This window comes from Pseudomonas sp. NS1(2017), from assembly GCF_002269425.1.
In the GTDB taxonomy this organism is placed as follows: domain Bacteria; phylum Pseudomonadota; class Gammaproteobacteria; order Pseudomonadales; family Pseudomonadaceae; genus Aquipseudomonas; species Aquipseudomonas reactans.
Map to the genome: position 1 here is coordinate 5,324,600 of NZ_CP022960.1, position 11,605 is coordinate 5,336,204.

An 11,605-nucleotide genomic window follows, 5' to 3' on the forward strand; every position below is an offset into this window, starting at 1 on the left:
CCTTTTGGTTACTTTTGGGGCTCTTTTCCAAAAGTGACCCGGCGTAAGGGCGGAACCATAGGCGGCCGTTACCTAAACAACGGATATGTACACCAACACACCCCCCACATTTGCTCAAAATCACCAGCTAGACCAGCTCTCGAGCCAGAAACGGCGCAGTCCGGCTCACCTTGCTTTTCGCAACCTTCTGCGGCGTACCACTGACAACCACCTTCCCCCCCAAATCCCCCGCCCCCGGCCCAATATCAATCACCCAGTCACTCTGCGCCACCACGCGCATCTCATGCTCCACCACAACCACCGTATGCCCCGCGTCCACCAAGTGATTCAACTGGCTGAGCAAGCGGTCCACATCCCGTGGATGCAGCCCGGTGGTCGGCTCATCCAGCACATACAGGGTCGCGCCCCGCGCATTGCGTTGCAGCTCAGTCGCCAGTTTGATGCGCTGCGCTTCACCACCCGACAGCTCAGTGGCCGGTTGGCCCAGACGCAGATAGCCCAAGCCGATATCCCGCAACACCTGCAACGAACGCAGCACGCTCGGCTGCTCGGCAAACACGTCCACCGCTTGCTCCACCGTCAGCCCCAACACCTGGGCGATGCTCAAGCCTTGCCATTTCACCGCCAGGGTCTCGGGGTTGTAGCGCGCCCCATGACAGGTCGGGCACGGCGCATACACGCTGGGCATGAACAGCAACTCGACACTGACAAAACCTTCCCCTTCGCAGTTCGGGCAACGCCCCTTGGCGACGTTGAACGAGAACTGCCCGGCATCGTAGTGACGCTTCTTCGCCGCCGGTGTGGCCGCGAACAGCTTGCGCACGTTGTCGAACAGGCCGGTATAAGTCGCCAGGTTCGAGCGCGGTGTGCGGCCGATGGGTTTTTGGTCCACCTGCACCAGACGGCGGATGTGCTCCAGCCCGGCTTTGATGTACCCGCCGCTGGTTTGCGGCGCGTCGTCTTCCAGGCTCGGTTCTTCGTCATTTTCCACCACGCGCCCAAGCCCGGCGCCCACCAGTTCCAGCAACGCCTGGCTGACCAGGCTGGACTTGCCCGATCCGGAAATCCCGGTGACCGCCGTGAAGCAGCCCAGCGGGAAATCGACGTTCAGCTCCTTGAGATTATTGCGCGTCACTCCTTGCAGTTTCAGCCATCCGGTCGGCTCGCGGCGCGCGTGCTCCGATGCACGCTTGTCAGCAAACAAATACTCACGGGTCTGCGACGCCTGCACCTGCGCCAGCCCCCCCGGCGGGCCGCTGTACAACACCTGCCCGCCATGCTCGCCGGCGGCCGGGCCGACATCGATCAGCCAATCGGCGCGGCGCATGGTTTCCAGGTCATGTTCCACCACAAACAACGAATTGCCCGCGGCTTTCAAACGCTCCAGCGCAGTGAACAACGCCTCGCCATCCGCCGGATGCAGGCCCGCCGAGGGCTCATCCAGCACGTAAATCACGCCGAACAACTGCGAGCCCAGTTGTGTGGCCAAACGCAGCCGCTGCAACTCCCCGGACGACAAGGTCGGCGTACTGCGTTCCAAAGACAAATAACCCAGGCCCAACTCGGTCAACGTGCTGACCCGCTCCAGCAAATCCTGGGCAATCCGCTGGGCAGCCAAGCGTTTTTCCACCGATAGTTTCATCTTGTCTTGCCCCGCCGCCACCGGCCGCAGCAACTCGGCCAATTGCGCCAACGACAACTGCGACAACTCACCGATGTCCACCCCGGCAAACTTCACCGACAGCGCGGCCTTGGTCAGGCGTTTGCCCTCGCACAGCGGGCAGGCGCTGCCCTGCATGAACTGCGAGACGCGTTTTTTCATCAGCGCGCTCTGGGTGTGGGCGAAGGTGTGCAGGATGTAGCGCCGGGCGCCCATGAAAGTGCCTTGGTAGCTCGGCTCCAGTTTGCGCTTGAGCGCGTCGCGGGTCTGTTCCGGCGTGAAGCCGGCGTAGACCGGTGCGGTGGGAGTTTCTTCGGTGAACAGGATCCAGTCGCGCTGCTTTTTCGGCAGATCACGCCAGGGGATATCCACGTCGTAGCCCAAGGTCACCAGAATGTCCCGCTGGTTCTGGCCTTGCCATGCCAATGGCCAGGACGCCACCGCGCGCTGGCGGATGGTCAGCGAAGGGTCCGGCACCATCAACGCTTCGGTCACTTCATACACACGGCCCAAGCCATGGCATTGCGGGCACGCGCCCTGGGGCAGGTTTGGCGAGAAGTCCTCGGCGTAAAGCATCGGCTGTCCTGGCGGATAGCTGCCGGCACGGGAGTACAGCATGCGGATCAGGCTCGACAGCGTCGTCACGCTGCCCACCGACGAGCGTGCACTCGGCGTGCCGCGCTGCTGTTGCAGGGCCACGGCGGGCGGCAGTCCTTCGATGCTGTCCACGTCCGGCACGCCGACCTGGTCGATCAGCCGCCGCGCATACGGCGCCACCGACTCGAAATAACGCCGTTGCGCCTCGGCATACACCGTGGAAAACGCCAGGGACGACTTGCCGGACCCCGACACCCCGGTAAACACCACCAGGGCATCCCGGGGAATGTCCACATCGACATTACGCAGGTTGTGTTCGCGGGCGCCGCGTACGCGGACGAAACCGCTTGGCTGGGCAGTGATCGCAGGGATGTTGCGCTGTGAAGTCATGGACAACCTTGTCGGGCGGTGAGCACGCTGCGCACCCGTTGCGTGAGGGCGTCGGGGCTGTAGGGTTTGCTCAGCAGATGAATGTCGGCGCTCAGCAGATGATTGCTGGAGAGAATGTCACGGGTATGCCCGGAGGTGAACAGCACTGCCACCGGCGGGTTCTGCACGCGGGCCCAGTCGGCCAGGTCGGTGCTTTTGACGCGGCCAGGCATGACCACATCGGTGAAGATCAGCTCCGGCTGCAAACCGGCTTGCAGCTTTAGCATGGCCTGGTCGCCGTCATCGGCCGTGAGGACGGTGTAGCCGGACTGTTCAAGCAGCTCGACGACGGTCAGGCGCACGCCTTCATTGTCCTCGACCACCAGAATCGTTTCCTGGCCGCCACTCTGAGGGATCTGGTCGATATGCACATCGAGGCTTTCCGGCTCCAGGCTGTGGGGGAAATACATCTGCACCACAGAACCCTTGCCCTCCTCGCTCCACATCTCCACATGCCCGCCGCTCTGGCGCACAAAACCAAACACCATGCTCAGGCCCAGGCCGGTGCCATGGCCTTCGCGCTTGGTGGTGAAGAAGGGTTCGAACGCGCGTTTCAGCGTGGACTCGGACATGCCGACACCGGTGTCGATCACCGCCAGCCGCACATATTCACCGGGCTTGATGCTTTTACCCGCGCAGTCGTCGGGATTGAGGATGATGTTCTCGCCAGTGATACGAATCACGCCCTCGCCCTGCATGGCATCCCGGGCGTTGATCGCCAGGTTGAGCAGCGCATTTTCCAGCTGGTTGCGGTCGACGTTGATAAACCAGGAGTCCTGGGGCAATTGCACATCAATATGGATGGTTTCCCCCAGCGCCCGTTGCAGCAGTTCGCCAAGCCCCGCGTAGATGCGTTGCGGGTTGTACACCGCTGGCGACAAGGGTTGGCGACGCGCAAACGCAAGCAACTGCGAAGACAGCTTGGCCCCGCGCTCCACCGCCGCAATGGCCGCGGCGACACGGCGTTGCACCTGGACGTTGTCCGGTTCGTGGCGGGCCAGCAAATGCAGGTTGCCGGCGATCACTTGCAGCAGATTGTTGAAGTCGTGGGCCACGCCGCCGGTCAGGCCGCCGATGGCTTCGAGTTTCTGCGACTGGCGCAATTGGTCCTCGGCAGCGGAGCGCGCCTGCACTTCGGCGGCGACCCGTTGCTCCAGGTTATGCGTGAGTTCCTGGCGCACCTGCTCGGATTTCACCAGTTCGGTGGTCTCCACCACAATCGCCAACACCCCGGCGGGTTGCTGGTTGTCGCCGGCAACCGGGCTGTAATACAGGTCCAGCCACACGGTTTCCGGCCTGCCATTGCGCAGCAGCACCAGGTCCTTGTTGTTGAACGACAGGGTGCCGCCGGCCAGGCAGGTATCCATCACATGGCGGTTGAACTCGGCGACTTCCGGCCAACCCAACTCTACCGGCGTGCCCAACAGGTACGGGTGGCGGCCACCGGCAAAGGTTGAGTAGCTGTCGTTGTAGATCATGTACCCCCATTGGCCCCACAGCATCACCATGGGTACGGGTGACGCCAGCATCATCTGCACGGTGCAAGTCAGGCTGGTGGACCATTGGTCGATAGGGCCCAGGTCGGTGGTCGCCCAATCGAAGGCGCGGATCCGCTGGGCCATTTCTCCGGCCCAACCTTCACAGCCGTGGGGGTTGGATAAAAACTGCATCATTGAACTCTGCGCAAAGAAAGGACAGCCGCAAAATTTGGAGCGCACCAGGGCCGGATGGTTTCATCTTGTATAACTTAGGGGGTAATGGCCGCAGAAGCCACTGCCCCTAATGAAAATCCCGGCTGCGCACATGGATGCCTTCCAGCAATGGCGTCAGGTCGGTAAGGCGCCCGGCAATCAGGTGCCGCACTTCGCCCACCGCTTCCCAGCGACCGTCCACTTTCAACAACCGCGAGCCCACCAATGCCTGGCGTTGACGCTCAGCCAGGTCACGCCAGACCACCACATTGAGGTTGCCGAATTCATCTTCCAGGGTGACAAAGGTCACCCCGCTGGCCGTGCCGGGACGCTGACGACCGGTGACCAACCCGGCGACACTGACATTGCGCCCATGCTCCACCGCCATCAGCTCCTGGGAACTGCGGCAGCGCCGCTTGCGCAGTTCCGCCCGCAACAACGCCAATGGATGCGGGCCCAAGGTGGTGCCGACCGTGGCGTAGTCGGCGTGCAGGTCCTCGCCCACGGTGGGCGTCGGTAACTCCACCACATCTTCGTCCGGGCTTGGCAGGCCGGCAAACAGCCCGAGTTGCTTGTGTACACCGGCCACTTCCCAACGCGCCTTGTGTCGGTTGCCAGCCAGGCCGCGCAAGGCGCCGGCATCCGCCAGCAGTGCCTGGGCGCGTGCATCCAGCCCGGCACGCGCGTCCAGGTCGGCAATATCGCTGAACGCCCGGCGCTGGCGTGCGGTTTCGATGCGCCGCGCATCTTCCTCACGAAACCCCGCGATCATGCGCAAACCCATGCGGATCGCCGGCTGTGCGCCGTCGATCGGCTCCAGGCTGCAATCCCAGTCGCTGGCCTGCACGTCCACCGGGCGGATCTGCAAGCGATGGCGCCGCGCGTCCTGCAGGATCTGGTCCGGGCTGTAGAAACCCATGGGCCAGCTGTTGATCAGCGCACAGGCAAACGCCGCCGGCTCATGGCACTTGAGCCAGCAACTGGCGTAGGTCAACAAGGCGAAACTGGCCGCGTGGGACTCGGGGAAGCCATAGCTGCCAAAGCCCTTGATCTGCTCGAAGATCTGCGCAGCAAAGGCCTCGGTGTAACCGTTTTTCAGCATGCCGGTGCGCAGGCGCGCCTGGTGCGGCTCCAGGCCACCGTGGCGTTTCCAGGCGGCCATGGAGCGGCGCAACTGGTCGGCTTCACCGGGGCTGTAGTCGGCGGCGACCATGGCGATCTGCATCACCTGTTCCTGGAACAGCGGGATACCCAGGGTACGTTTCAACACCACTTCCAGTTCCGGCGAAGGATAAGTGGTTGCCTCCTCCTTGTTCCGCCGTCGCAAGTACGGGTGCACCATGCCGCCCTGGATCGGCCCCGGCCGCACGATGGCGACCTCGATCACCAGGTCATAGAACGTCTGCGGCTTGAGCCTGGGCAACATCGACATCTGCGCCCGCGACTCGATCTGGAACACACCAATGGTGTCGGCCTTGCTGATCATCGCGTAGGTGGCCGGGTCTTCCTTGGGCACCGACGCCAGGCTCATGTCACGGTTGCGATGGCGGCGCAGCAGGTCGAAACAGCGGCGGATCGCGCTGAGCATGCCCAAGGCCAGGATGTCCACCTTAAGCAGGCCGACGGCGTCGAGGTCGTCCTTGTCCCACTGGATGATGGTGCGCTCGGCCATGGCGGCATTTTCCACCGGCACCAGGGTGTCCAGCGGGTATTCGGAAATCACGAAGCCACCAGGGTGCTGGGACAGGTGCCGGGGAAAGCCGATCAATTGCTGGGTGAGCGTGAGCACGCGGCGCAGAATCGGACTGTCGGGGTCGAAGCCGCCTTCGCGCAGGCGCTCCAGCGGAGGCGCGTCGTCACTCCAGCGCCCGCAGCAGTCGGCCAGGGCGTTGATCTGATCCGGCGGCAGCCCCAGGGCCTTGGCCACATCACGCACCGCGCCGGACGCGTGGTAACTGCTGACCACTGCCGTCAGTGCCGCGCGGGTGCGACCGTAACGCTGGAACACGTACTGCAGCACTTCTTCGCGGCGTTCGTGCTCGAAGTCCACGTCGATATCCGGCGGCTCATTGCGTTCCCTGGAGAGAAAACGCTCGAACAACATACTGGTCAGGCTCGGGTCGATCTCGGTGATGCCCAAGGCAAAACACACCGCCGAGTTGGCCGCCGAACCGCGCCCCTGACACAGGATCGAACGGCTGCGGGCGAACTGCACAATGTCGTGCACCGTGAGGAAGTAGCTTTCATAGCCCAACTCGCTGATCAGTTCCAGCTCGCTGTTGATCTGCTGCAAGGTCTTGGCGTCGACACCCTGCGGCCAACGTTTGGCGATGCCTTCTTCGGTGACGGCGCGCAGCCAGGACTTGGCGTTGTGGCCGGCGGGCACCAGTTCGCGCGGATAGTGATAGCGCAATTGGCTGAGGTCGAAGGTACAGCGGCGGGCAATGGCCTGGGTTTCGTCGAGCAACGACGCGGGGTACAGCGCGCTTAACGCCTCCCGGCTGCGCAGATGCCGCTCGCCATTGGGGTGCAGCCGCGTACCGGCTTCGGCCACCGGGACGTGATGGCGAATGGCGGTCATGGTGTCTTGCAGGGCACGCCGACCGCGCGCATGCATGTGCACATCACCGCACGCCACCGCCGGGATGTGCAGGCTGGCGGCCAGGTTCAGGCGTTGCTCCAGGTGACGCGCATCGTCCTGGCCGCAGTGCAGGTGCACCGCCAGCCACAGGCGTTCGGCGAAGGTTCGGCACAACCATTGGATATCGGCCTGGGTGTCGCTGTCTTCGGGCACCCACAGCGCCAGCAGGCCGGGCAGCGGTTGCTCGAAGTCCTCGCGCAGCAGGCGATAGCGGCCTTTTTCAGCGCGCCGTCGGGCCAGGGTGATCAAGCGGCACAGGTGCTGGTAGCCGCTGAGGTCTTCCACCAGCAGCACCAGTTTCGGGCCGTTGTCGATGCGCATCTCGCTGCCAATGATCAGCGGCAGCTCCACCGCCTTCGCCGCCTGCCAGGCGCGCACGATGCCGGACAAGGTGCATTCGTCGGTGATCGCCAGGGCGCTGTAGCCTTGGCGCTTGGCGCGTTCGAACAGTTCCAGCGCACTGGAGGCGCCGCGCTGGAAGCTGAAGTTGGACAGGCAGTGCAGCTCACTGTAGGAGCAAGCTTGCTCGCGAAGGTCGTTAACAATGACACGGGGGCTCTGGATGAACGCGTTGCCTGGGCGTTTTTCGCGAGCAAGCTCGCTCCTACAGGGGGATGTCAGCGTTGTGGGGGTTTTCATGAGAACCAGCCTTGCAACCATAAACCTTCGCCCTGCCCCACGGTGCGAAAGGCCCAGCCTTGCTGGCCGGCGCGAGTCTGGATCAGGTAGTAGTCGCGGCGGACATCAGCGCCGTCCCACCAGCCGGACTCGATGCGTTCCGGGCCCATGAGGATCTGCACGCCCTGCTCGCCCAGCAAGGTCGGTTCGTTCAGCAGCCAGCCGGGGCGCTGCACTGTGTTCAAGGTTGGGCACGGGGTTTTATCCGCTGTCGCTTGCCAGGCACATTCGGGACGGTGGTCGGCGTGAAAGCGCAAGCCCTGCACCGCCTCATCGCCCAAGCGGGCACGCAGCCGTTCGCGCAGTTGCTCCCACGGCAGGGTTTGTTGCGGGCGGTCGTCGAACAGGTCCTGGCGCTGGGGCACAAACACCGGCAGGTCCTGGGCCACCAGGCGAAAGCCGCGTACCGGTGAGGTAACTTGCACCTGCTCCAGACGGCCACGGGCCAATTCAAACAGCATCGCCGGTTCGCGTTCGGCACTGAGCAAGCCGACCTTGATCACGCTGTCGGGCGCCTGGGCGTGCTCAAGATGCAGGTCGAAACGCTGCACGCCACTGTCGCGGCCACACAGGAACGCGGACAGATCGCCGGTCAAACGCCTTAACGGAAACAGCAGCGCCTGATGGGATTGCACGTCGAAATTCAGCTCGATACGCACATCGAACCGGTCCGGCGGCTGGTAGAACGCCAAGGCCAGCGGCCGCTGCCCAGCCAGTGCATCCAGATGCTTGAGCAGGCCGGCCTCAAAGCGCCGTGCCAGGGTATGCCGAGGCAGCGCCTGCACCTGGGCCAATGTGCGCAGGCCCATGCGCGACAAAGCCGTGGCGGCCTGCGGGTCGAGGCCGGCGCGGTCGACGGGCAGCGGCGCCAGGGCCTGCATCAAGCCGTCATCCTGCACTGCCAGGCCATCATCGATATTTGCCAGCACCCGCGCCGCCGCCGGGTTGGGCGCAGCGACGATTCGGTGACGAAAACCCAGTTCGGTCAACTCTCTACGCAAGCGCGCTTCGAAGCGCGGCCATGGGCCGAACAGCCCCAGGCTCGACTCGATTTCGAACAACAAGGCACGCGGATAATACAGGCTGACCTGCGAGCTGAACTGGTAGGCCCAGGCGGCAAGGAACTGCTGGTAGCGTTCGATCTCGGCGGGATCGTATTCGGCGCTGGCAAAGGTCTTGGCCAGGGCATGCGCCGCCGTCAGGGATTGGCCGGGGCGCAGGCCCAGAGCACGGGCGGCATCGTTGACGGTTTGCAGCACACGCCGTTGCGGCGTGCCGGCCAGCAAGACCAGGGGTTGCTCAGGCTCAGGGTGCACACGCTGCACCCCGTCCAGCGCCAATTGCGGGAAGACAATACACACCCAGCGCATGGCAACCTCAATGCCCCGCCAGCGCAATCGGCGCCGGATGGGCCAGGCCGCCCCGGCACTTGAGCACCCGCACCTGCGCAGGTTTGGCCTCCACGGCCAGGCGCAAGGCGGCAGGCGATGAATTGACCGCCTCACTCAAGGCCCGCCAGGCAAAAGCCAGGGTCTGCCCGGTTTCCGCCGCCACTTGCAGGCGCCGCAGCGCGCGGTCATCGGCCTTGCGTGGCCAGCACAACACCGCACCGCAACTGCCGGAACGCAGGCATTGTTCCACCGCCCACAAGGCATCGCGCTCCTCGGCCTGGATCACCGAAAGCAGGCGCAGGTCCACCCCGGCGTTCTGCCAGGCATGCGGATACGGCGTGTAGGGCGGCGCCACCAACACAATGCGCTCGCCCGCCTTTGATAAACGGGCCAGGGTTGGCAGCACCAGTTGCAGTTCGCCCACCCCCTCCTTGGCCATGAGGATTTCACTCAAGGCTGCCTCCGGCCAGCCGCCCGTGGGCAATACCGCATCCAGCGCTGCCAACCCGGTGGGATACACACTGGCCGGCGGCGCGGCGGGCCGGCCTTTCCAGACACGCCCGCCATTGAACAGCGTGTCCAGTGCAACCACGGCGCCCATCAGCCTTGCCTCACCAAGCCGCAGAACACCCCTTCGATCGCCAGGTCCTGATCGGGCCCGACCACAATGGGTTGATACGCGGGGTTGCGCGGCAGCAAACGCACACTGTCGCCATGGCGTTCGAAACGCTTGATAGTCACTTCACCGTCCAGGCGCGCCACCACAATCTGCCCGTTCAAGGCCTCGGCACTGCGGCGCACGCCCACCAGGTCGCCGTCGAGAATACCGTCTTCGATCATCGAATCACCCTGCACCCGCAACAGGTAATCCGGGGTTTTCGCGAAGGTCGACGGGTCGAGTTGCAGGCGGCTGTGCACCTCCGCATCGGCACCGATGGGCAAACCAGCAGCCACACGGCCAAGCACCGGCACATCCAGCCATTCCGGACGCTTCGGTTGATTGAGCAGGCGAATACCGCGCGCCTGGTTCGGGTTGACCTCGATAAACCCGGCTTCCGTCAGCGCCAGCACATGCTTGCGCGCCACGCTGCGCGAGGCAAAGCCGAACGCCTCGGCGATCTCGGCGAGACTGGGAGGCTGGCCTTGCTGCGCGATGCGGTCGCGGATAAAGGTCAGGATGGCGGTACGGCGGGGGGTTAGAGTCGTCATGGAGTACATTTGTACTCCTGTGGGAAATTTCTGACAATAGCCGCTAGTCGCGTAGGGGACGATGAGGCTTGTCGAAACGTCCCACATAACCACCGGATAACCTCTACTCCCCTCCTCTGAGAACCTCTGCAAAGTCCCTCGCCTGAATACACAGTGCGAGGGATTGCGGATGGATTTTCTTGTTGTTGGAGCTGTTGCTTGAACCCGGCTATTGGCAGGCTCGCCCTGACCCCAATGGAGGTGAAGACGGTCGATGTCGAGGCTGTCTTTCGCGACTTCCGGGAATGCCTGAATACCTTTGACGATTGGGCATCGAGCTTTTGGAGCTTTTCGGCGCTGGATGTCGAGCAGGTCTTCAAGGTCGGGGATGAAGTAGCACTGGTCGCGCCGATCAACCGCGCTCTTTACCCGAGCACCACCACCGCTACCTGCCAGGCCAACGGCACGTTGACCCTGGTGCATATGTTCCAGAGCACGCGATTCGTGCCCATCGGCAACACACCGGTGATGCTGCAACGCGTCGACCCCAACGGCGGCCCACTGGGCGAGCCGATCCACAAGACCATCGGCCCGAGTGGCATTCTCAAAATCGATGAGTGTGAGCGCAACCAGCAGTATCGGATCAGCTTCTATCCCAATGTTTCCAAGGATCACGTCAAGGCGCTGTATGCGTCTTATCAGACGGTGATCGATGAACTGGAAATCCGTCTGCGCAACGAGTGGACGGGTACCTTCCAGGCGCTGTGGAAAGACTACACCGATGCGAGCCCGCTTGATCAACGCAGAATGCTGGAGACGGCGTTTCTACGCGGCATGGGCAAGGCGCTCTACAACCTCTGGGACAACCTCACCCAACTGTGCGACCTGCTGGCCGACCTCAAGCCCAACAGCGAAAAGCTCCTGCACTACCTGTCCCAAACCGAGCTGGATGAGCTGCTGAAACTGGGCAGCGAGTCCATCGCGAAAGGCTTGTTGGTGCTCAGCGATGAGCCGCTGCTGTTCATTTATGTGTCGGCGATTTGCAGCTGGATTCGGATGTTGCCGCCGCAGGACATGCACGAGGTGATGGGCGAAATCACTGGCGAGATCCTGATCAGCCTCGTGCTGATCTGGGCAACGGCGGGCATGGGTGTGACGGTACGCCTTGGCGCCCAGGTGCTAGGGCATATCAAATCCGGTCGGGCGCGTACATGGCTGGAGAAGTTGGCTGAGCAACTGGTCGGGCCTCGGTTGGACGCGCATGTCGAAGCGGCCAAACCGATGTTGCTGGGTAGCCCGGCGACGCCGATTCGGACGATTCCGGATGTGC

The 11,605-nt window shown here is 63.5% G+C and carries 6 protein-coding genes and 1 pseudogene; 1 reads left to right on the plus strand and 6 read right to left on the minus strand.

Going from position 1 to position 11,605, the window contains the following annotated elements:
* Positions 1 to 127: 127 nt before the first annotated feature.
* The 6 genes from uvrA to lexA form a co-directional block, all read right to left on the minus strand.
* Positions 128 to 2,647: an excinuclease ABC subunit UvrA gene (gene uvrA, locus CI807_RS24810; RefSeq protein ID WP_095016637.1), complete on the minus strand. Its 2,520-nt coding sequence runs from the start codon at positions 2,645 to 2,647 to the stop codon at positions 128 to 130.
* On the minus strand, positions 2,644 to 4,356 hold the full coding sequence (locus CI807_RS24815; protein WP_095017619.1) for an ATP-binding protein: 1,713 nt from the start codon (positions 4,354 to 4,356) through the stop codon (positions 2,644 to 2,646). The genes uvrA and CI807_RS24815 overlap by 4 nt, the downstream gene beginning before the upstream one ends.
* Before the next feature lie 109 nt (positions 4,357 to 4,465).
* Complete coding sequence (locus CI807_RS24820; protein WP_256578620.1) at positions 4,466 to 7,657, minus strand: error-prone DNA polymerase; 3,192 nt, start codon at positions 7,655 to 7,657, stop codon at positions 4,466 to 4,468.
* Positions 7,654 to 9,066: a DNA polymerase Y family protein gene (locus tag CI807_RS24825; protein ID WP_095016638.1), complete on the minus strand. Its 1,413-nt coding sequence runs from the start codon at positions 9,064 to 9,066 to the stop codon at positions 7,654 to 7,656. The genes CI807_RS24820 and CI807_RS24825 overlap by 4 nt, the downstream gene beginning before the upstream one ends.
* Before the next feature lie 7 nt (positions 9,067 to 9,073).
* Positions 9,074 to 9,688, minus strand: coding sequence for a translesion DNA synthesis-associated protein ImuA (gene imuA, locus CI807_RS24830; protein WP_016980372.1), 615 nt, complete (start codon positions 9,686 to 9,688; stop codon positions 9,074 to 9,076).
* The gene (gene lexA / locus CI807_RS24835; protein WP_095016639.1) at positions 9,688 to 10,305 is read right to left on the minus strand and encodes a transcriptional repressor LexA; all 618 of its coding nucleotides are present in this window, start codon (positions 10,303 to 10,305) and stop codon (positions 9,688 to 9,690) included. The genes imuA and lexA overlap by 1 nt, the downstream gene beginning before the upstream one ends.
* Before the next feature lie 225 nt (positions 10,306 to 10,530).
* On the opposite strand from lexA, the pseudogene CI807_RS24840 reads away from it, so the two are divergent.
* Positions 10,531 to 11,605: pseudogene (locus CI807_RS24840) on the plus strand (type IV secretion protein Rhs); the annotation flags it as partial.